Below are 20,772 nucleotides of genomic sequence, written 5' to 3'. Positions count from 1 at the left end.
TTAGTTTAAGTCTGAGACCAAAGAAGCTAAGGTTTCGTGGGGAAGTGTTTGTACGTGCATTGGGTAACCCTTATGGTCACAACCAACCATCATCTGCGCCCCCGCCTTTAATGCCTTTTTCATATCAGCCGTAAGATCAAAGCGCATGAAATGAACTGCGGATGTTTTATCAGCAGTCGAGCGCTCTAAGTCCTCATCAGCAACTGCATAAACACGTGGCTGACCTTCTACTTCAATAAACATTTGGTGCTCGATGCCAACTAATTTTGCAAGTGCAACCTTACGGTCCGCTTCATTAGGGTACTCAATCATCATCGTTGCTTTGAAGTCTGAACCACTTGGCACCAAGGGATTGTAGGCATTCAGCTCATCTTCAATACCCTCTTCTTCAAATGTTTTTTCAACACGCAACATTTCTTGAATCTGGTAGCGCATCAAAAATTCATTCTCAAAAATCATGGTTACATGATCTCCAAGATGCACTGTTCGCATGCGTCGTTCTTTAATTGCCTTCTCACGAAAAGCTGGACGCTCTTTATGATAAGCCTCGAGACTTAAAAGGCTATCACGTGTAATTGTTCCCATACTGTAATCTTTCTATATCAATAAATTAGAGGCCATAGGCCTTAGCAAGCAAAGTCAAGGGATGAGCCATTTCAGATTTTGGCAAACCCAATTCCTCCATACCCTGCTCAATGTGATGTCCGGCAAGCTGGCAGTCAGAGCTAATGTAATTTGGCTCTTCCTCCGCCATTCTTCTGAAAACCGGTTTACCAATCTTCATCGCTGTTTCATGAAACTCCTTCTTCACACCCCAAGTTCCAGAATGTCCTGAGCAGCGCTCAACAACATTGACTTCGGTGCCCGGAACAAGCTTAAGGGTTTCAGCTGTCTTCTGGCCAACGTTTTGCACTCGAGAATGGCAAGCCATGTGATAACTCACATGCCCAAGCTCTTTACTAAAATCTTTTTTAAGCAAACCATCCGAATTACGTGCCATAAAGTACTCAAATGGATCCCACATTGCTTCTTTGACTAGCTGAGTATCAGTACAGTCAGGGAACATCAGGGGCAACTCTTGCTTAAACATCAAAGTGCATGATGGAATTGGGGTAAGAATTGCATACCCCTCACGTGCCAACTTTGCTAGCTTAGGAATATTTTTTTCCTTATTCTGCGCAACGGACTCTAAATCACCCAACTCTAGTTTTGGCATGCCACAACAGGCTTCTTTATCCACCAACTCATAAGGGATGGCATTATGTTTCAAAATCTTAATGAGGTCTTGGCCAATGCCTGGTTCGTTGTAGTTAATGTAGCAAGTAGCATAAATAGCCACTTTTCCAGGGGTCTTTGCACCATCAACCACTGGTAGATTTTCAGACTTTGCGGCAAGCTGCGGGAATGTCTTCGGCGCATACTCTGGAATCCAGGCATTCTTATCCACACCTAAAGCACCCTCCATCACCAAGCGGGCAAGGCCTGTACTGTTCACTGCATTTACAGCTTGAGTCACGATTGGAATACCCGCAAAATGCCCGAGCTTGTCTGTAGAAGAGAGGAGTTTGTCGCGGAAAGTCGCCTTGTCATCCTTAAAGTTCACTGCCTTGGCACGTAACATGAGGTGAGGGAAATCAATATTCCAAGGATGAGGTGGAACATAAGGGCACTTGGTCATATAGCAAACATCACACAGGTAGCATTGGTCGACCACCTTCTGGTAATCCGCCTTATCAACCTGTTCCATCTCCAGATCTTCAGTGGCATCCACTAGATCAAAGAGGGTTGGGAACGATCCACAAAGGCTCACGCATCGTCGGCAGCCATGACAAAGATCAAAGACGCGCTCCATCTCCGCTTCCAAATCAGCCTTGTCATAGAACTTCGGATTTTGCCAATCCAAGGGATGTCTGGTTGGAGCCTCTAAACTACCTTCGCGAGTTGTCATGTTTGTCCTCTACTGTGTGAACGACTGCAATGTCTAAATTGAATAAGAATTAGTGTAGGACTCTCTAGGTCGATAGTAAAATTGTATTAATTAACGATCTTCATAGAAAATACCTAATTAAGTACTTTGAAATACCCAGAATACTCACTGGAGATTGATTAAATCGATAGTAATTACTAACTTTTATCGCTATATCTCTATTTTTATAGCTAAGGTAGCCAGAAATTACCGCCTCCAAGGACTTAATTAGCGTTATATTTTATTAATTGATATTTGCTTATCAGTTGTTTTTAGCTATCAAGTCAATACAAAAATATGATTATTCAAATCCTCAGATTTGTTCATAATCTCACGCAGGTGAACTTTTATTGAGCTAGTAACTTAGCGAATCACCCAATTTCAACTAACCGTTTTTAGGAGTCAATCATGGCTAAAACCGTAAAAGGTACAAAGACTGAGCAGTCTTTGAAAGAAGCATTTGCTGGTGAATCACAGGCAAACCGTCGTTATTTATATTTCGCGAACCAAGCTGATATCGCTGGTGCAAATGATGTTGCAGCAGTATTCCGCTCAACAGCTGAAGGCGAAACAGGCCACGCCCATGGTCACATGGAGTATTTGATCGAAGGCGGCGCAGGCGAGCCAGGTACTGGTATGCCAGCCAAGACAGTTGCTGAAGCATTGCAAGCAGCTATCGCTGGTGAAACACATGAGTACACAGACATGTACCCAGGCATGGCTAAGACAGCACGCGATGAAGGCTTTGACGAAATCGCTGACTGGTTTGAAACATTAGCAAAGGCTGAGCGCAGCCACGCTAACAAGTTCACTAAGACTTTAGAAGCACACTTGGCAAACGCTTAATTAGCTAAGTCATTTATTTAAAAGCCCTCGAATGAAAATTCGGGGGCTTTTTTAATTCAATCAATTGGCGCTAGAGTGATACCCAATTACTTATCTTCCAGCACCATCACTTTGCGCAAATGATTTACCTCACTGAGCACTGACGGACCTTTGAGACTAATGCGGCAACATTTTCAGGGGGCGTAAATTGGCTAATGCCATGACCCAGATTAAAAATATGGCCATCCAATGGACTCCTATCTGCCAATTTGACAGAAGATAAATCATCAAAGCATTGCTGTACTCTCTTTTCAATCTCTTCTGGATTGGATAGAAGAATCGATGGATCTAAATTGCCTTGTATGGCTATTTGCTTGCCTGTTGCTTGATTAATCACCTCGCGTGCTTTAGATAGATTAATAGTCCAGTCAAGGCCCAACACATCAGCCCCTGATTTAGCAATATCACTTAACCAAATGCCACCACCCTTGGTAAACAAGATGATCGGTACTGCATCGTATGTTGGATGGCTGCGTATGTCTTGAATAATCTTTGACATAGGCTGTAGTGAGTATTGCAAATAATCTGCTGAGGTTAATAAACCGCCCCAGGTATCAAAGATCATCACAGCCTGCGCACCTGCATCTATTTGTAAGCGTAAATATTCACTCACTGATTGAATGTTGATATCTAGAATTTTTTGCAATAGATCGGGCCGCTCATACAGCATCTTCTTAGCCAAGGAAAAATCGCGCGAGCCTGAGCCTTCAATCATGTAGCAAGCTAAGGTCCAAGGACTTCCAGAAAATCCAATTAAGGGTACTTGCTGCTTGCCATTAGAAGTAAGTGCCTTTGCTATTGAGCTAACTGCATCAAAGACATAATGCAATTCTTCCATATTAGCCGCACGTAATTGGTTCACCTCACGCTCAGATCTTAAGGGCTTGGCAAACCGTGGCCCATCACCATTTTCAAAAGATAGCTCTAAACCCATTGCATCGGGAATAGTTAAGATATCGGAAAATAAAATGGCCGCATCCAATCCAAAACGATCAATTGGCTGCAACGTTACCTCAGTAGCGAAATCGGGATTTTTAGCCAGCTCCAAGAAACTTCCTGCCTTAGATCTGGTATTTTTATACTCAGGCAAATATCTCCCAGCCTGACGCATTAGCCAGACAGGTGTTCTGTCAGTCTGGCGACAAAAACAAGCCTTTATAAATAAATCATTTTCTAACTGGACTGCCATAGACTGATGTTGATAATTTAGCGCAATTGCTCTACATAAAAAGTGGCTTTTTCAAGCGCATCCTCAGCATTCATGCCAACCATGTCTGCCCCTAGATCATCTTTAAGTTCGGGGGATTGATTAAAAACAGGACTGCCAATGATGACACCCACATTAGGATTCTTCGACTTAGCTTTAATGCTCTTAATTAATTCCTTTAATTGCGGAAATTGCTCTCGAACGCTAGCTGATAAACCAACAATGTCGAACCATTCGTTGGCAGCCATTGAAACAATCTCTTCTTCAGTAGCGGCCAATTCTCCCCATATACGCCATCCAGCTTTTGCAAAAAACTCGGAGACCATAAAGAGACCTAAGTTATGTTGAGATCCAGGCAATGGTACCAACATAATGCTGGAGCCGGATTTACCCTGCTCAGCATACTGTTGAAAAATAGGGCTTAGGTCATACATCAGTTGTTTGATACGCCAAAGAGCGATAGTGACCTCTGTAAAACTAGACTCATCTTCTTCCCACATTTCTCCTAATTTTCTAGCCACTGGAGTCAGTAGGAGTAGATAGATATCTTCTAAAGCGGTGCCAGAACCATGCATCTTTTTTACGTAGTCAACGGAAATGCGAGCATCTTCTTGCAAGACTAATTTAGTCAAATCCTCCACAGCTTTCTGGTCAATGATTTGCTTGGCTGGGAATTGCGCAGGGATGGATGAATCTAAATGTTGCTCAATAATGAGCGGAAGAATATTTCCCTCAATCGTTTTTACAAGAGACTCAAGATACTCACCCTCTGTGCAGGCTTTTTCTATTGGATGAGTTTTTTTATCTTGCTCGAAAGTGGATTTTGACGGTGCATTAGATACCAAGCAGTCATCCCACATATCATTCGACGCTTTGGTCGTCTGCTGTTGATTCACTTCGAAATCGTCACGAGCAGATTTCTTTCTGAACCCCGCAATGCTCACTAGCTTGGATAAATTCATGAACATCACTTGATCAAGACACGGTCTCAAAATAGTTTTTGAAATAAACCGTGGCTGCCTAAGAGCCTCTTTATTGGAATCTTTACTTTATAAATTGATTTGGATCAAATAACAAAGACTTAATGCTAGGTGCTTTCCCTAGAACTCTTGATTTCATCAAATTGAGGCTTTAATCCATATGTCCGTACAAGTTTCCAAATATGTGGCGGAACCATATTTTTCATTTTGTGCGGCGCAACCTGACGCAAATGAATCACCGACTCTATGGCCTTCATCTCAATCCTTGCTTTAGCGAATTCAAGGCCCCTTGGACCAAACCGAGGCATTACCCAAGCAAATATTCCTCTTAAAAAATTTGGCATTCTTTGCAGTGGCAAGCCGCCCGCAGCTAGTTCCACATTCTTCATAAAACCTTTTACAGGACTTAGACGATTACCAGCAGAGGAAACGGGCTCCAAAATAAGCTCTTGAGCAAGCAATCTCGCTAGACCTTGGCCTTTAGTATTACGAACAATGATCCACTGCTCACCTGTGCCTGCCATATATCCAACTGTGATATCAGATAGTGCATTGACATAGTCAACGCAAGTTTTGCAGGTGGTAGGGAAAAAATCGGCAGGCAAATTAGATAGAGGCAATTTCAAAAAAGGTATTTCTTGCTTTTGGCCATTTTCAAAGCGAATTTCAACGTGATAGTCAGCCCTAAATTCTAGATAAGAAATAGTTTCCGGCTTTTCGGAAAGCAGGCCTAAGAATTGATGAAAATTTTCGGTAGAAGTGTTATCGGAACAAGGCGAACCAATAATGAGCAATTTCTCAAAGCCAAATTCTTGTTCAAGCGCTCTAGCAGCATAGACCTGACATGGAATACCCACCATAGCCACTTTTTTATACCCCATCTCTTTTGCCTGCTCGAGATATTGAATGATTGGGGCGTAACCCATCTTCATTCCCCTGCATTGCGCCATATCTTCAGATCTTGTCACAATCACCGGCACAGGCTTCCAACGATCGTCAGGATCAGAGCTCATGGTAATGACTGCTTCAACAAGCCCTTGCTCTAGTAGCACCTCGCAAAGTCTCGTGATAATTCCGGTCCATTGAGCACCTTTTAATGGCGTCTTTAGCCTGGCCCTAAACATTTCCAAATAGGGGCCAAAGAAGATCTCGTCAGAACTATCCTCAATACGCTCCCTGCCGTGAGCTAATGCCTCAAATTTAGGGTAGTTAGGCTGAATAAACTGACAGGCAGTTGCGCAACGTTTGGGTTGCGTAGTTCGAGATACACCGCAATCGGTACATAAATCCCGAAATGGGGCAACTTCAATTGACTCCACTCTTCATCAGACCTTATAAGAAACGCGCCATAACTCTTTGTTTAATCTTTTCCTTGGATAGTCCGTAGCTATCTAACAGCAAGTTAACTTCACCATGCTCTACATACTCATCAGGTAGCCCTAGCAATAAAGATTGAATATGGACATTGTTATCTGACAAAACTTCTAAGCAAGCACTACCAGCACCACCCTTAGTAGCACTGTCCTCTACAAAAACTAGTCCATCATGACCATCAGCGATTTCTAATAATAATTTCTCATCCAAAGGCTTCACAAAGCGCATATCTATAACGGTGGCATTGATTTCTTCAGCCACTGAGAGTGCGCTATACAGCAAAGGGCCAAAACATATGAAAGCAATCCTTTTCTTTGGAGATAATGATTTATCAATTGAGCGAACTACAAGTCCCTTGCCGATTGGTAGTGCCTCTAAAGGCTGATCTGCTGTTTCTAATCCAGCTCCAGAACCGCGTGGATAACGCACCGCTGCAGGACCATCATGTTTAAAGGCAGTTGTCAGCATTGCTCGACATTCCTGTTCGTTTGATGGTGTCATCAATACTAAATTTGGTAAGCAGCGTAAAAAGGCAATATCAAAAACACCAGCATGAGTTGCACCATCAGCCCCCACCATTCCCGCTCGATCAATTGCAAAAACCATCGGCAAGTTTTGCAATGTCACATCGTGTATCAGCTGGTCATAGCCACGCTGTAAGAATGTCGAATAAATCGCAACTACTGGTTTTAGTCCTTCACAGGAAATTCCAGCGGCAAATGTAACGGCATGTTGCTCAGCGATACCTACGTCGTAATAACGATCAGGAAAACGCTTTTCAAACTCGACTAACCCTGAGCCCTCACGCATAGCAGGAGTAATTGCGATTAAGCGCTCATCTGCCTGCGCCATATCACATAACCACTCACCAAATACTTGAGTGTAGGTTTTCTTAACTACTGGCTTTGACACAATCCCCGCTATTGGATCAAATGCACTGGGGCCATGATAGGCAATGGGATCTTGCTCTGCTAATGAATAGCCTTTACCTTTTTTAGTAATGATATGAAGGAACTGGGGCCCCTCAGTTTGAGCCAGTGTTTTCACATTTTCTAGGGTTGAAATTAATACCTCTAAGTTATGGCCATCTATTGGGCCGTAATAGTCAAAACCAAACTCTTCAAAAATAGTTGCAGGGCCCACCATCCCTTTTGCATGTCCTTCTAACCTTTTTGCAAATTCACGAATGGGCGGTGCTACAGAGAGCACTTTATCGATACCGCGCTTAGTAGCGGCGTACATGGAACCAGAAATCAACTTTACTAAATAGCGGTTCAGCGCACCTACTGCTGGTGAAATGGACATCTCGTTGTCATTCAGAATCACAATGAGTGGAACTTTTTTATTTACGCCAGCATTATTCATTGCCTCAAATGCCATTCCAGCACTCATTGCACCATCACCAATAATCGCCACTACATTACGCTTCTCATTTTTTGTTTTAGCCGCTACTGCCATTCCCAAAGCTGCTGAGATACTGGTAGATGAATGGGCTGTGCCAAAAGCATCATATTTACTCTCGCTACGCTTAGGAAAACCGGAGATGCCGCCGTACTGTCGCAAACCAGACATTGCCTCCCTGCGACCTGTCAGCACCTTATGGGCATAGCTTTGATGACCCACATCCCAGATCAGACGATCATGTGGCGTATCAAAAACATAATGCAGGGCCAAAGCAAGCTCAACAGTACCCAAATTGGATGAGAGATGTCCTCCAGTACTTGATACAGAGCTTAAGATGAAATGACGTAATTCTTGAGCAATCTGAGGAAGCTGAGATACATCATAAGCTCTCAATTCCTCTGGATTGGATATAGTTTCAAGGAGGTTAGTCATTTTGAGCATAGCTACCTCATTTCGATGAATAGATTTTTGAAATAATTTGCTTATATTCTTCTAAATTTTCATCAGAAGACTGCTTTAACGCATGAATTGGGGCATGCATAAACTTGTTAGCAAGCGCGATGGCCATATGGGATAGAACCAGCATGGGGTCATCGCCATTTGCAATTCTTCTGCTTGCTTTTTCAAGCTCAATCTTTTGATATTGCTCACCAACATCTTGGATTGACTTAATAATAGGAACAACTGCTCTCTTGCTGAGGGTTTCGTAAAACTCCACCACTCCTTTTTCAATAATTTTCTCTGCTTCGCCAATAGATTCAAGGCGATTTGCTTTTCCAGCATTGACTATTTCACCTAGATCATCAATAGAGTAAAGATAAGCATTTTTTAAACTCTTAATTTCTGGTTCAAAATCTCTAGGTACCGCTAAGTCAATCAAAACCATGGGGCGAGACTGACGAGCCTTCAGCGCCGTTTTAACCATTCCCATACCTACAATCGGCAAAGAACTTGCTGTGCAGGAAACAATCACGTCATATTGATTTAAGTGATGGGGTAGATCCGCCAAAGGAAAGACTTCTGTCTGCAGATTTTGGCTAGCAAATGTTTGAAGTAATTCACTACCTCGATCAATAGTGCGATTCGAGATAGCAATTTTTTTGGGATTCTTACTGGCAAAATGATTTGCGCAAAGACCAATCATCTCGCCGGCACCAATAAATAAAACATTGCAATCGTTAATTTTGCCAAAGATACGTTCAACTAACTTGATTGAAGCACCTGCCATTGAGACAGAATGGACTCCAATCTGCGTATTGCCTCGAACCACTTTTGCTACTGAAAAAGTTTTGTCAAACAAAGGTTTTAAGTAGGTGCCTAAGGTTCCTACTTGATTAGCATTTTCGACTGCCTTTTTTAATTGCCCTAGGATTTGAGTTTCTCCTAGAACCATCGAATCTAAGCCGCTACCAACCCTGAATGCATGCTTGACCGCATCACTTTCCTTGGCCGAGTAGATATAAGGGCGTAGCTCATTCTTATGAACATTGTTTTGGGCAGCGAGCCAATCAAAGGCGCGGCTTTCTAAATGATGATCTTCATATTCAACATCATTGGCAGCGCAATAGATCTCCATCCGATTGCAGGTGGACAGAATAGCAACCTCTGGTTGATTTTCCGAATCTTCTATTTGCAAATACTTACGCAAATCTATCAAAGAGTCATGCAAAATCTCAGGAGCAACCGCCACACTCTCCCGAATATCTATCGGAGCAGTATGGTGATTAACACCGAGGTTGAGCAATTTCATACTTGACATATGTCTAGTAAGCCCCTGGATTCAAAATAAGCGTATCCCAATTCAGGCACATCGCAATCGTGACCCAAATCAGATATGGAAGCATGAGGTACGCTGCCACTCTATGTATCGGCCACATCACTAAAATAATGGCGAGCACTGAAGCCCAAAGGAAAAATGCCTCTATAAATGCCCAATCAGGATGCTGCATCCGGAAATAAAACACACTCCAGAGCACATTCAAAAAACCATTCAGCACAAACAAAAAGGTAATCTTATTTTTCTGAGATTGTGTTGGGTTGCTATTGAAAGCCACCATCCACCCCAATGCAGACAAAATAAAAATAATGGTCCAAATGACTCCAAATGACCAATCAGGCGGTTTCCAAGGTGGCTGAATGAGGGAGAAGTACCAAGGACCTAGCTTTGTAGCCATACCGCCCAAGATGGATGTCGCAACCATCCATGCTGCAATCATCCAGATATACTTATGTTGAAAAAAGAACTTCATACCTTAGCTAATCCTAGTAAATGCCCCATATCCTTAATAAAGATTTTGAGATGAGCCATAGGCTTTTTGCGGACTAGCTTTTTATTCATATAAGACTCAAATGTGAGCTTTTGAACGTCTTTGTCTTCGCACATCTTGACAAAGCTCTCACGTCTTTTATCGGTTGAATACCAAAAATATTGCATGATGCCTAAGACCAAAAAGGTCATGCGGTGCTCTTTCATAAAGCGCTTACGGGCCAACTTGAGTTTTGCGGGATCCTTACTATCGACAAACTCAGCAACGGCTTCACCAGCCAATTGACCACCGAGCATGGCGTAATAAATACCCTCACCTGAAGCTGGAGCAACAACGCCTGCAGCATCGCCAGCCAAAACCACTTGCTGTCCATCGTCCCATTTCTTCAACGGCTTCATTGGTAGTGGCGCTCCTTCGTGACGAATGAGTTCTGCACTATCTAAGCCGACATCTGCACGAAGTTTTGCGACTGCATTTCTCAGAGAGAAGCCTTTATCTGCGCTTCCCGTACCAATGCTAATAGTGTCGCCGTGAGGAAATACCCAGCCATAAAAATCTGGGGACACCGGCTTTTGATACAAGACATCGCATCGACTAGCATCAAATGAAAGAGGTTTGTCAGATGGGGTTTTAATAATTTCGTGATAAGCAAAAACATAATTTGCTTCAGCACATCCCTGTACACCGGCGCTTCTACCAACCTGTGATTTAGCGCCATCAGCACCAACCACCGCCTTTGCTAGAACACTCTTCACCGCACCCTGGTCACCATCAAGAGCACCTCGTGTGCGATAGTAAATGCGGACATTAGCACCCTCTCGTTGAAGGGATTCAAATAACCCATCCTCACGAACTGCCCCTGCTGTAACTGCACGCTTTCTTAGCCATTCATCAAACTGGGCTCGATCAACCATTCCCACAAAGCCGTTTTCAATAGGGATATCTACCGTTTTTCCAAGAGGAGAAACCATGCGAGCTGATTTTGCTTTAGCAACTAACAACTCATCAGGAATCTGAAAATCTTTGATTAACCGTGGGGGGATAGCCCCACCGCACGGCTTAATGCGTCCGCGCTTATCTAATAGCAAGACATGCTTACCCTTTTGGGCAAGCGTTTGAGCCGCAGTTGCACCCGCAGGTCCACCGCCAACAACTACCGCATCATAGATAAATTCTGTTGTCATGTTTTACCTCGCTCCACTAGCGCTACTTTGTTTACTTTCAACCAGAGATGCCATATATGCAGCAGCAATAAATAGAATTGCTTCAATGAAAAAGACTGACGCATATGCAGATGCTGGATTGGTAAAAATGGAACGCGCAAGATCACTTGCTCCAGCTCCCAAAAGACCACCAAGACCAAATGCAATCGCTTGCGCTCCCCCCCATAGACCTATGCGGACGCCCTCTTTGCCACCTCCACCAACAACCGCTAAGCGCATCATGGATGCGATTGCTGCAATAGAGAATGCGCCGTTAGCAAGGCCCAAAATAAAGACATTCTGTTTTAGCGGCCAATCGCCTTCTAAGATTCCAGCGATCACCAAACCAAACATTGCCAAAGCTGAAGCTAGGCAACCATAAATCATCCAGGATCTGAGTGAACCAAAATATCGTCTTAATCTGCTAGAACCACAAACCGCTACTAAAAGCATGCCAGTGAGCACTCCTGAGTGCTGAATCCCCGATAGGCTCGTTGTTTCACCCAGAGAGTATTTGAAAATCATTCCAGCAAATGGTTCCAAAATTAAATCTTGCGCGCTAAACGCAAACATCGACAGAAAAATAAAGATGGTGAATTTTCTAGTATCTGGATCGGCCAGAATATCGGTTAAGGCTGCTCTAAAAGAAATTTTTTGAGCAGTACTAGCACGTTTATTTACAAGCTCATGACCCTCGAGCCTATATAAAGCCAAGACGGCAATCACGCAGGCAACAGATGAAATAATTCCTGAGATCAGAATGACCTTCTCTGGCGAATATGGGTCTAAAAATTTTCCTGCAATACCGCTGGTCAGCGCAAATCCAAAAATCATCATGAGCCAAACTGTTGTGGCTGCAGCCGCTCTTCTCTCGTCACTAACACCCTTTGCCAGCAGAGCGAGTAAAGAAGTGCCGCTCATGCTGACGCCAATACCAATGAAGAAGAAGGCGACGATTGCTGCTGCAATGCCAAATATGAGATGAAAGCCCATGAGAGTTGTAGCAATTGCAGCACCAAAGCCACCTAAGGCAAGCAAGCTGATGCCACCAATAATCCATGGCGTTCTCTTGCCGCCAATATCAGACTCAAATCCCATCCGAGGTCTAATGACCTGAACAAAATAATGCATTGCTACCAATAAGCCAGGAAGGCTTGCTGGCAAAGCCAACTCAACAACCATAATACGATTTAAAGTTGAGGTAGTCATCACCACAATCGCACCGATTGCTGCCTGTACCAAGCCCAGACGCGCAATACTGATCCATCCAAAGGTAGATGACTGAAAGAGCGGTTGGGTTAAGGTGATACTCATGACTCTATGCCCATGCTATTGACTGCAAATGCAGCCGCCATCATTCCAGAAACTAAGAGCGGCACTCCAAAGCCGCTGTAAAAGAGCGCTTTCTCAATCGGTCTTTTTAAAAAATCACGCAATAAAAAAATTTGCCCAATCATCAACGCACCAATCGCTGCGGCATAAGCAGGTTTATCCCATAACAGCAGTAAAGCCAATACGATCACTTGCGGTACCAACATCATTAATGCAGATACTTGAGCCGCTCTCTTTGCTCCCAGTTGAACAGGTAGGGATCTCACTCCCATTTGTCGATCACCTTCAATTGCCTTGAAATCATTTAAAGTCATGATGCCGTGAGCGCTTGCGCTATATAAACCCGCAAGCAGAAGAGATGGCTTACTAGGCATTGCACCAGCAGATAACAAAGTAGCGCCAGTGACCCAAGCCAAGCCTTCGTAACTCACACCACAAGCAAGATTGCCAAGCCAGCCATTATTTTTAAAGCGGATGGGTGGCATGCTATAGAACCATGCCAGCACCAGAGCGAGTGTGGTTGCCAGAAATCCAATCGGGCCCAAGAAACTTCCGACCCATAAAGAAATCAATGACCAAATCACTGCGATATAAAGACCCCATCTCCCAGGAATACGGCCTGAAGGAATAGGTCTATTTGGCTCGTTAATAGCATCCACATGCCTGTCATACCAATCATTGACTGCTTGGCTCGAGGCACATACAAGAGGACCTGTCAGCAATAGACCCAGGGAAAATATAGGCAGATTCTCAAAGATTTTTTCGCTGCCAGTAATCGTTCCACAAGCAAATGCCCACATTGGCGGAAACCATGTAATAGGCTTTAAAAGCGTCAAAATTGCTCTTGGTTCTGGCAGATTCATGTAAATGATTTTGTCATTGACATATTAAAGTGTCAATTAAATTTGACACTTTTTTAAGTTGTTTTTACCAGTGAAAACCCTTAGATATCAAGGGAAAAGGGGGGTTAGCCCTAGGCTGCCTGCAATAAACCTTTTGGCAGGGAAAAGCTAATGGTTTCTTCAATTCCCGGCATCGGGACAACAGAGCCCCTGTAACGAGAATTGATCGCATCAATGATTTTGCTGGTTAAAGACTCTGGAGCGGAAGCACCAGCTGTAACCCCAATATTCTTCACTGACTTAAACCACTCGGACTTAATCTGGCTAGGATCATCCACTAAGAATGCTGGCACCTGCAAGCTACTTGCCAATTCTTGTAGTCGCTTTGAATTAGAACTATTTTGACTACCAACCACAATGACAATATCAACGTGAGGAATCATTGCTTTGACTGCATCTTGGCGATTTTGAGTGGCATAACAAATATCCTGCCTCTTAGGTGCGTGAATCTGTGGATATTTTTTGATCAGTACGGCAGTAATTTCTTGCGTCTCATCAACCGACAAAGTGGTTTGGGTAACATAAGCAAGTAATTCATCTTTATCAAACGTTAGATGATCAACATCTGCTACATGCTCAATTAAATGGATAGATGAATCCACTTGCCCCATGGTGCCCTCTACCTCAGGGTGCCCGCGATGACCGATCATAATAATTTGATAACCGCGCTCTTTTAGACTGACTACTTCCGCATGCACTTTAGCAACTAAGGGACAGGTAGCATCAAATACCTGGAATTGACGTTCATCAGCTTCATAACGGACCGCCTTGGACACGCCATGTGCGCTAAAAATCAGAATAGCCCCCTTAGGCACTGCATCTAGCTGATTAACAAATACCACGCCGCGTGACTCAAAATCTTTCACTACATAAGCATTGTGAATAATTTCATGTCTTACATAAATTGGTGCGCCGTATTTCTTTAAAGCTTCTTCCACTATGAGAATAGCCCTTTCCACTCCGGCACAAAAGCCTCGTGGTTGAGCTAAATAGATAGTTTTTTTAGAAAGCATATTTACTGTCGCTTAACGATGATTTTTATAGCCCCACTTCCACAACAACTCACTAGGAAATGGCATAACAAGAAATAAATGCTCTAACAATCCAAGCGCTAAGAGCGTACCCAATAATGCTGATGATGTGATTTCATAAGCAGATGAATCGGATGCCGCATGCGACCAAATAGACACTAAAAAGAGTACGGAAACCAAAATCGAGAAAGGCATTAAAAGATTCATTGCCTTACGCCTAAAGTAAGTAATGAGATATTTCAAATGCTGCGGCAAAAAGGCCTCATTGAAGTTGAGCACTCCCAAAAAAATATTAATCTTGGTACTTTGGCGCATACCCCAGAGGATGATGTAGGTCCAAAAACCAGTCTGGTTAACAGCTTCTAGATTCATCAGAAATAAAACAATACCCAGACCGAGTAAAGTCATCTCATGATAGTTAATGGTTTGGAATGCATACCAAGCGCGACGAACACTACTAAGCCCTTGAGGACAATCCGAGCGGCGCGACCCGGTAATGTAGCCCAATAAAAAAGCAAGCTCTTGCCAACCCCAGATAATGATTGCACAGGTAAAAGAACAATATGCCCCAGCTACTGTGGCCTGCTTGCTAGAGATTTCTAATCCCCAGAATGCCATCATCAATATCACAATAGAAAGCGCAAAGATAGTCTTAAAAAAGCGTTTTGGTAGACCATTAATTTTCAGAATAAGGCCCGTGCTGAACCACCATACAAAGATGGTAAAGATTAGAGGGCTTATCCAAAAATACATAATGACTTACCAAACAGGCGCTAAGCGAATATCGGCTGGCAGCTCATTCGGAACTACTGGCAATAGATAAATGTGCACAAAGGTTGCGGCAGCACTAAGCGCTAAAGCACCACGCTTCATCGTAGAGAAGAGTCCACCTTTTTGCTTGAGCTCCTCAACCTCATCAGAAATCTTCCTCAGCTTTTCGAACCCCTTCCATACCCGTGCATCATCCAAGTTAATAGTGAAAGGGAAAACTTGCTTAGAAATATCGGAGGTAATCTTCAGAACCTGACGATCATAGTCTGTGGGTGACACTCCTAACGCCTTATGAAATTCAGGTCTTGAATGATCTCTTACATACATGGTTGCATAGACCGCAATGAGGAAAAAGCGTATCCACAGACGATTCACACCACTAAGCAATTTCGGATTTGAGCGCATCAATAATGCAAATGCCTCGCCATGACGGAATTCATCGTTACACCATTTCTCAAACCAAAGGAAGATTGGATGAAAACGTAGCTCAGGTTTTTTCTGGATGATACGGAAAATCATGATGTAACGGGCATAGCCTATCTTTTCCGACAGATAGGTTGCATAAAAAATAAACTTTGGTTTAAAGAAGGTATATTTTTTGGTTCTTGCCAAAAATCCTAAATCAACCCCGATACCAAAATCCTTTAGCCACTGATTAATAAAGCCAGCATGCCTACTTTCATCGCGGGCCATATAAGAAAACAGATTTTTTAGCTCGGGATTGTTGATAGATTTTTTAATTTCAGAATAGAGCACACAACCAGAAAATTCAGAAGTAATTGAGCTAATCAAAAAGTCTAAGAACTCTTGGTATAAGCCCTCGGGAAGATGTGAATAATCCTTGGACATATCCTCAGGACGTTGAAAATGGGCCTGATTAATGTCCTGGTCAAATTCTTGCATTAATCGATCCCACTCTGGCTTCACAGATGAAATATCGAAACGATCCATCTCGTCAAAGTCAGTAGTATAAAAACGTGGGCTTAGGATGGTGTTCTCAAGGGCACGATCAGTTGACTCATTTACTGGACGCCCCATTGGCATTGTTGGCGCATTCGCACTCATGCTTTTACTCCTTCACGCAAAATAATAGGGCTAGCCTCTTGAATAGGAGCTGGCCTAGGGTATTTCTTGGCTTTACTAAATCGAGTGGTTGAAAAGCTCACTTCATATAGCATCGTCACTTCTAGTCTTGCTGTCAAATAAACCCACAGCCGCGAAACAATACCCGCCTTAGAAACGGTAGCAGTACGGTCATAACTAAGAACTTCACCAAAGTTGATGTCCACGATAGGGTCATGAACCAGCACTTGATCTCCAGGCCCGACCTGCACTCCGCTTAAATCAACATGAGCATACAGAAACTCAGAGGTGTTGGACATGTCTACGTGACAAGGCACTATCTGTTTTGACATAGTTATCTCGCAATATTTAAAAATGCAGCAAATTCAGCAGCGTTATCTTTTCCAAACGACTCTAAATCAATTCGGCTATTGGTTGCTAAATCAATCAAAGTTAGCCTGCCATCTGCGCGACTGATTAATTCAAAGGCATCATCACTAGAAATTTGACGAATACGGCGATCGCGCGCCAGAGCCCTCAAAATTCCCCTTACAAAACCTGCTTGACCTTCAACCTGGGTAATCATTTGCCCGTTATCTGCAGAAATTACCCCTACCGCGCCACTTGGTAGATCTCTAAAGTGAAGCGTTTTTTTAGCGACGACATCAGCATCTGCTTGATGCTCTAATTTACCGGACTGAACAAAGTTTCCAACAAGCAGAATCACCACTGTGAGCAATGAAACAATAAACAATGCAATATAGTTTTGCATCTGAATCGTGTTCATACGTAAAATCATGCTGCTTCAGCCTCTGAATAAGGGCTTTTTGCATCAATTGTCTTGCGCTCAGCTGCTTGAACAGTTCGTGCAATGACGTTATTTTGCACTGCCCATGCATCTACCAAAATTTGCGCAACTTCAGCACAATTTTTGATTCCCCTTAAAGTCGGCTGGGGGGTAGCCCACCTACCAGGTCTTGCATGTGGCCATAAATGAAATATTGCAATTTTGGTTCCCTTGCTCAACTTCAAATAAATATCACCAGCACCATCTTTACTAAATCCACAATCTGCTGACTCAATCATTTTCAATGGAAAATTGAAGGTCATATTGAGCACAATGCCAATTCGCATCACCACACGCTTATTAGTGATGGTGTAAACAGCTGTTGAAGCAATCAAATAAGCCATAAGTCCAACCAAACCAAGACCTAAGCTTGATAAAGCCAGAATAGTGAGAGCTGAATACAAGATGGCTGTTACAGGTTCACCATCACTAAAGCCACTCACTAAACGATAAGCCAAAAGCAATCCAAAATAAATACTCAATAGTTTGATATGAAAGACCTTCAATAGGATGGTCTTTGTGTCAGGTGATCCCTGCCACAAAATATACTCACCTTTAGGCAATTTCTCAGGAAGGCCAAATTCAGCCTCAAACTCATGTTCTGGACTGCTATGGATATCGAGACTCATGCTAATGGCTCCTGACGCTCAGGCGTTGCGTATAGAGTACCCGCACCGAAGTACGCCATAATTTTTTCCTCTTCTAGCAAGGTCACTTCTTCTGGGTGCTTTGTTTTTGGCACCTGAGAAAATTGATCTGCCAAGATGGATTGCACTTGAATACTATGCTTCCCAATGCGAGAGAAGTTAATTGGCAATAACACCTTATTACCATTCGTATCTACCTCAAGGTAACGAATCATCATTTCCATATGGTCTACCCATACATCTGTTACCTGGCCGCCTTTATTGCCATCTGCAGCAATAACTTCCAATCCAATTGGATTGATATCAATTTCTGAAATAGAAATTTTTGGCAGATTTCTTAATGGGCGAATACGCGCATGTCCCTCTAGATCGTAATCGACATGATCGGCACGATTTGCATAAGAGCCTGGGCCAACACCTGCTAAGAGCGGATTACCAACTGGCGCTAAAGGTGCCCCATTCCAGGGGTGAATCGGTACAGCCGAAACATTTTCTGGCTCGGGAGGAGTTTGGAGTGGCGCGTAATAGGTTTTGCCAAACTCTGTTACATATTTTTTCACTCTTGGCATCCCGAGGATGCCATCCTCACGGCGCACCTGCCCAAAGCGCTCAGTTTCCAATGGAAATCCCTCGCGCTTACTTTCCAATGTGAGATAGATGACTAACCCAACAAAGAAAAGTAAAAATATATAAAACACGACTTGAGCTACGTCGATATATTGTGTAATTGCACCTGTACCCATATTTCTCTCCTTCTTTAAAAACTAGCCTGGAAAATCAGCTAGGCCAAACTTACTTGTTTTTGAAACACTCAAAATGGTCCTTTTAGCTACTAAAGGACCTAATGCAACCAAAGTAATAAACAATAAATAAATTTCAATGTGATAAACGAAGCTATACCCAGTAGCTGGATTCATTAGTGCAGAGCCAATTACTCCACTCGTAGCCAATTGGCCGACGAGATCCCGAATTGCACCGCCCAATAACATGCCAATTCCAGAGCAAGTAGCAGTCACTGCTCCCCAAGCTCCGATAACCATGCCACTCATATTTTCCTGGTCCATACTCATTGCAATGGTCAAAGTGCTGACAGCAAACAAGCCGCCGCTAAAGCCTATCAAGAGCGCACCCAATCTGAATAAATTTGGAGAGCCCATTGGTTCTGAGAAGATGACCAAGGTAAATGCAATTAAACCCAGCAATAATCCTAGTGCAGCTATTCTGTGGGCATTAAATCCACGACTAAGCCATCTTGCTGACAGCGAAAACGCTAATAAAGAACCAAAAGCAATTAAAGCAGTTAAGAAGCTTGTTGCAGAAACATCAAGCTGCAAAATCTCGCCACCATAAGGCTCCAAAATAATATCTTGCATACTAAAACCAGTAGTACCAAGTCCAAGCATGATTAAAAAACGACGTACGTTTGGCTTTTTAATGAATTGATGCCAACTCTGGGTAAATTTTGGCTGCGAAATATCTGGGGAAGTATTTCTAGGCTGTCGAACTTCTTGTTTCCATAGGGCAAAAAAGTTTAGGAACAAAGTCAGGATGGCAACGCCCTGTACTACTCTAATTAATTGCATTGGGCTAAAGGGATCCAAAAACAGACTAAAGATAATCCCGCTTAACACCATACCAACTAGCAACATGACATACATCATCGCGACAACACGTGGCCTATTTTTTTCATCTGCCAAGTCTGTAGCAAGAGCTAAGCCGGCAGTTTGAGTGGTTTGCATACCCGCGCCCACCAATAGAAATGCCAAGGTACTGCCAACATAGCTAAACCAAATAGGCCAGTGAGTGTCGCCAGATAATAAGATTAGGGCGAACGGCATGATGGCCAAGCCGCCAAACTGTAACCAAGTACCCAGCCAGATATAAGGAACTCTTCTCCAGCCCAAGATAGAACGATGCGTATCCGACTTATGACCAATCAATGCTCTAAACGGGGCAAACACTAAAGGCAAAGCCACCATTAAGGCCACTAACCATGCGTCTATGCTCATCTCCACAATCATCACGCGATTGAGAGTGCCAACTAGCAATGAAGTAGCCATACCAACAGAAACTTGAAACAAAGATAATCTGAGGAGTCTTCCTAAGGGCAAATCTGGTGTTGCCACGTCTGCAAATGGCAAAAAGCGAGGATGAATCCTCGTCCAAGCTTTTGCCAGTTTAGACATGCTCATCATGATTGTTTCTTTAGCTCCATCAGCTGAGATTTATAAAATCCACTGGATACTAAATGTGTGAATGGGGTCTCCCAATCAACGAACCAAGGTGACTGATTAATCGACTTATGTAACTTTGCGTAACTTATTGGCTCAATAAATGGCGCCCTATCTTTTCTTGGGAATAGGCGACCAACCCGAATCATTACCTCCAGGGGTAATGTGCTAGGAGCAAAAGTAAATAGTATTTTTTCAGATACCCTGGGAGCCAGCTTCTCCAATACCACCAACATATCTTTTGCACAGTAGTGAATCATCGAGTCCATGCCGATGACATAATCGAAGTCACCATAAGCCTCATCTAGCATATCGCCAGAATGGAACTGAATATTTTGACGCTCACTCTCAGGAATTCTGCTTTTAGCAAGCTCGATTAAATTTGGCGATAGATCCACGGCAGTAACCAAGGCTCCTTTATTAGCCAATTCAAGTGCAACGGCACCGGTTCCACAGCCTGCATCTAGAATTCTTTTACCAGTCAGATTTTCAGGTAAGCGACTAATGATGCTATTACGCATTTGGTCGCGCCCCGCTCTCACAGTTGCGCGAATACCGCTCACCGGGGCATCTGAAGTCAGTTTTGCCCAAGCATCGTTAGCCGTACGATCAAAATAGTCCTGCAACTTGCCGCGTCTATCTAAATATGAAATGGCGTCCATAA

At 43.2% G+C, this 20,772-nt stretch carries 21 protein-coding genes; 1 reads left to right on the top strand and 20 read right to left on the bottom strand.

What is annotated here, in order from left to right; translation table 11 throughout:
• Both ICN43_RS03805 and ICN43_RS03800 read right to left on the bottom strand, forming a co-directional pair.
• A complete protein-coding gene (locus ICN43_RS03805) occupies window positions 1–585 on the bottom strand; it encodes a DUF3501 family protein (RefSeq protein WP_216197278.1) in 585 nt (194 codons plus the stop codon).
• 25 nt (window positions 586–610) lie between these two features.
• Window positions 611–1,948 (bottom strand): heterodisulfide reductase-related iron-sulfur binding cluster, encoded by a 1,338-nt coding sequence (locus ICN43_RS03800; protein ID WP_216197277.1) that lies wholly within the window; start codon window positions 1,946–1,948, stop codon window positions 611–613.
• 426 nt (window positions 1,949–2,374) lie between these two features.
• Here ICN43_RS03800 and ICN43_RS03795 point away from each other — a divergent pair, with 426 nt between their 5' ends.
• On the top strand, window positions 2,375–2,812 hold the full coding sequence (locus tag ICN43_RS03795; protein WP_046329724.1) for a rubrerythrin family protein: 438 nt from the start codon (window positions 2,375–2,377) through the stop codon (window positions 2,810–2,812).
• A gap of 124 nt (window positions 2,813–2,936) precedes the next feature.
• Here ICN43_RS03795 and hemE read toward each other — a convergent pair whose 3' ends face one another.
• The 18 genes from hemE to bchM all read right to left on the bottom strand — a co-directional run bounded on the left by hemE (window position 2,937) and on the right by bchM (window position 20,770).
• On the bottom strand, window positions 2,937–4,040 hold the full coding sequence (gene hemE, locus ICN43_RS03790; RefSeq protein WP_216197276.1) for a uroporphyrinogen decarboxylase: 1,104 nt from the start codon (window positions 4,038–4,040) through the stop codon (window positions 2,937–2,939).
• A 17-nt stretch (window positions 4,041–4,057) separates the two neighbouring features.
• A complete protein-coding gene (locus tag ICN43_RS03785) occupies window positions 4,058–5,026 on the bottom strand; it encodes a B12-binding domain-containing protein (RefSeq protein WP_216197275.1) in 969 nt (322 codons plus the stop codon).
• A gap of 119 nt (window positions 5,027–5,145) precedes the next feature.
• Window positions 5,146–6,357: a Coenzyme F420 hydrogenase/dehydrogenase, beta subunit C-terminal domain gene (locus ICN43_RS03780; protein WP_216197274.1), complete on the bottom strand. Its 1,212-nt coding sequence runs from the start codon at window positions 6,355–6,357 to the stop codon at window positions 5,146–5,148.
• A 13-nt stretch (window positions 6,358–6,370) separates the two neighbouring features.
• Window positions 6,371–8,248 (bottom strand): 1-deoxy-D-xylulose-5-phosphate synthase, encoded by a 1,878-nt coding sequence (gene dxs, locus ICN43_RS03775; RefSeq protein WP_216199883.1) that lies wholly within the window; start codon window positions 8,246–8,248, stop codon window positions 6,371–6,373.
• A 16-nt stretch (window positions 8,249–8,264) separates the two neighbouring features.
• A complete protein-coding gene (hemA, locus tag ICN43_RS03770) occupies window positions 8,265–9,566 on the bottom strand; it encodes a glutamyl-tRNA reductase (RefSeq protein ID WP_216199881.1) in 1,302 nt (433 codons plus the stop codon).
• A gap of 13 nt (window positions 9,567–9,579) precedes the next feature.
• Window positions 9,580–10,065 carry a TspO/MBR family protein gene (locus ICN43_RS03765; RefSeq protein ID WP_216197273.1) on the bottom strand — a complete coding sequence of 162 codons (486 nt, stop codon included), beginning with the start codon at window positions 10,063–10,065 and terminating at the stop codon, window positions 9,580–9,582.
• Entirely contained in the window at window positions 10,062–11,267 is a 1,206-nt protein-coding gene (locus ICN43_RS03760) for a geranylgeranyl diphosphate reductase (protein ID WP_216197272.1), read from the bottom strand. The genes ICN43_RS03765 and ICN43_RS03760 overlap by 4 nt, the downstream gene beginning before the upstream one ends.
• Before the next feature lie 3 nt (window positions 11,268–11,270).
• Window positions 11,271–12,599, bottom strand: a complete 1,329-nt coding sequence (locus ICN43_RS03755) for a BCD family MFS transporter (protein WP_216197271.1) — start codon at window positions 12,597–12,599, stop codon at window positions 11,271–11,273.
• On the bottom strand, window positions 12,596–13,480 hold the full coding sequence (gene chlG / locus ICN43_RS03750; RefSeq protein WP_216197270.1) for a chlorophyll synthase ChlG: 885 nt from the start codon (window positions 13,478–13,480) through the stop codon (window positions 12,596–12,598). Before chlG ends, ICN43_RS03755 begins: the two co-directional genes overlap by 4 nt.
• 110 nt (window positions 13,481–13,590) lie before the next feature.
• Window positions 13,591–14,532, bottom strand: coding sequence for a 4-hydroxy-3-methylbut-2-enyl diphosphate reductase (gene ispH / locus ICN43_RS03745; protein WP_216197269.1), 942 nt, complete (start codon window positions 14,530–14,532; stop codon window positions 13,591–13,593).
• A gap of 12 nt (window positions 14,533–14,544) precedes the next feature.
• Window positions 14,545–15,303, bottom strand: coding sequence for a putative photosynthetic complex assembly protein PuhE (gene puhE / locus ICN43_RS03740; protein ID WP_216197268.1), 759 nt, complete (start codon window positions 15,301–15,303; stop codon window positions 14,545–14,547).
• A 6-nt stretch (window positions 15,304–15,309) separates the two neighbouring features.
• A complete protein-coding gene (acsF, locus tag ICN43_RS03735) occupies window positions 15,310–16,386 on the bottom strand; it encodes a magnesium-protoporphyrin IX monomethyl ester (oxidative) cyclase (protein WP_216197267.1) in 1,077 nt (358 codons plus the stop codon).
• Entirely contained in the window at window positions 16,383–16,736 is a 354-nt protein-coding gene (locus ICN43_RS03730) for a hypothetical protein (RefSeq protein ID WP_216197266.1), read from the bottom strand. The genes acsF and ICN43_RS03730 overlap by 4 nt, the downstream gene beginning before the upstream one ends.
• Window positions 16,737–16,738: 2 nt before the next feature.
• Window positions 16,739–17,182 carry a photosynthetic complex assembly protein PuhC gene (puhC, locus tag ICN43_RS03725; protein ID WP_216197265.1) on the bottom strand — a complete coding sequence of 148 codons (444 nt, stop codon included), beginning with the start codon at window positions 17,180–17,182 and terminating at the stop codon, window positions 16,739–16,741.
• The gene (gene puhB, locus ICN43_RS03720) at window positions 17,179–17,859 is read right to left on the bottom strand and encodes a photosynthetic complex putative assembly protein PuhB (RefSeq protein ID WP_216197264.1); all 681 of its coding nucleotides are present in this window, start codon (window positions 17,857–17,859) and stop codon (window positions 17,179–17,181) included. The genes puhC and puhB overlap by 4 nt, the downstream gene beginning before the upstream one ends.
• Window positions 17,856–18,620: a photosynthetic reaction center subunit H gene (puhA, locus tag ICN43_RS03715; protein ID WP_216197263.1), complete on the bottom strand. Its 765-nt coding sequence runs from the start codon at window positions 18,618–18,620 to the stop codon at window positions 17,856–17,858. Before puhA ends, puhB begins: the two co-directional genes overlap by 4 nt.
• Window positions 18,621–18,641: 21 nt before the next feature.
• Complete coding sequence (locus ICN43_RS03710; RefSeq protein WP_255533411.1) at window positions 18,642–20,072, bottom strand: BCD family MFS transporter; 1,431 nt, start codon at window positions 20,070–20,072, stop codon at window positions 18,642–18,644.
• The gene (gene bchM / locus ICN43_RS03705; RefSeq protein ID WP_216197262.1) at window positions 20,069–20,770 is read right to left on the bottom strand and encodes a magnesium protoporphyrin IX methyltransferase; all 702 of its coding nucleotides are present in this window, start codon (window positions 20,768–20,770) and stop codon (window positions 20,069–20,071) included. The genes ICN43_RS03710 and bchM overlap by 4 nt, the downstream gene beginning before the upstream one ends.
• Between the last annotated feature and the right edge of the window lie 2 nt (window positions 20,771–20,772).

Origin of the sequence: Polynucleobacter sp. UK-Mo-2m-Kol15 (genome assembly GCF_018881505.1) — a bacterium.
Lineage (GTDB): Bacteria > Pseudomonadota > Gammaproteobacteria > Burkholderiales > Burkholderiaceae > Polynucleobacter.
The sequence above is the reverse complement of the archived record's forward strand: the minus strand, read 5'-3'. Positions and strand labels throughout refer to the sequence as shown.

Coding starts and splice junctions, on each gene's coding strand:
- ICN43_RS03805 (WP_216197278.1), bottom strand. CDS start 585: ATGGGAACAATTACACGTGATAGCCTTTTAAGTCTCGAGGCTTATCAT.
- ICN43_RS03800 (WP_216197277.1), bottom strand. CDS start 1,948: ATGACAACTCGCGAAGGTAGTTTAGAGGCTCCAACCAGACATCCCTTG.
- ICN43_RS03795 (WP_046329724.1), top strand. CDS start 2,375: ATGGCTAAAACCGTAAAAGGTACAAAGACTGAGCAGTCTTTGAAAGAA.
- hemE (WP_216197276.1), bottom strand. CDS start 4,040: ATGGCAGTCCAGTTAGAAAATGATTTATTTATAAAGGCTTGTTTTTGT.
- ICN43_RS03785 (WP_216197275.1), bottom strand. CDS start 5,026: ATGTTCATGAATTTATCCAAGCTAGTGAGCATTGCGGGGTTCAGAAAG.
- dxs (WP_216199883.1), bottom strand. CDS start 8,248: ATGACTAACCTCCTTGAAACTATATCCAATCCAGAGGAATTGAGAGCT.
- hemA (WP_216199881.1), bottom strand. CDS start 9,566: ATGAAATTGCTCAACCTCGGTGTTAATCACCATACTGCTCCGATAGAT.
- ICN43_RS03765 (WP_216197273.1), bottom strand. CDS start 10,065: ATGAAGTTCTTTTTTCAACATAAGTATATCTGGATGATTGCAGCATGG.
- ICN43_RS03760 (WP_216197272.1), bottom strand. CDS start 11,267: ATGACAACAGAATTTATCTATGATGCGGTAGTTGTTGGCGGTGGACCT.
- ICN43_RS03755 (WP_216197271.1), bottom strand. CDS start 12,599: ATGAGTATCACCTTAACCCAACCGCTCTTTCAGTCATCTACCTTTGGA.
- chlG (WP_216197270.1), bottom strand. CDS start 13,480: ATGAATCTGCCAGAACCAAGAGCAATTTTGACGCTTTTAAAGCCTATT.
- ispH (WP_216197269.1), bottom strand. CDS start 14,532: ATGCTTTCTAAAAAAACTATCTATTTAGCTCAACCACGAGGCTTTTGT.
- puhE (WP_216197268.1), bottom strand. CDS start 15,303: ATGTATTTTTGGATAAGCCCTCTAATCTTTACCATCTTTGTATGGTGG.
- acsF (WP_216197267.1), bottom strand. CDS start 16,386: ATGAGTGCGAATGCGCCAACAATGCCAATGGGGCGTCCAGTAAATGAG.
- ICN43_RS03730 (WP_216197266.1), bottom strand. CDS start 16,736: ATGTCAAAACAGATAGTGCCTTGTCACGTAGACATGTCCAACACCTCT.
- puhC (WP_216197265.1), bottom strand. CDS start 17,182: ATGATTTTACGTATGAACACGATTCAGATGCAAAACTATATTGCATTG.
- puhB (WP_216197264.1), bottom strand. CDS start 17,859: ATGAGTCTCGATATCCATAGCAGTCCAGAACATGAGTTTGAGGCTGAA.
- puhA (WP_216197263.1), bottom strand. CDS start 18,620: ATGGGTACAGGTGCAATTACACAATATATCGACGTAGCTCAAGTCGTG.
- ICN43_RS03710 (WP_255533411.1), bottom strand. CDS start 20,072: ATGATGAGCATGTCTAAACTGGCAAAAGCTTGGACGAGGATTCATCCT.
- bchM (WP_216197262.1), bottom strand. CDS start 20,770: ATGGACGCCATTTCATATTTAGATAGACGCGGCAAGTTGCAGGACTAT.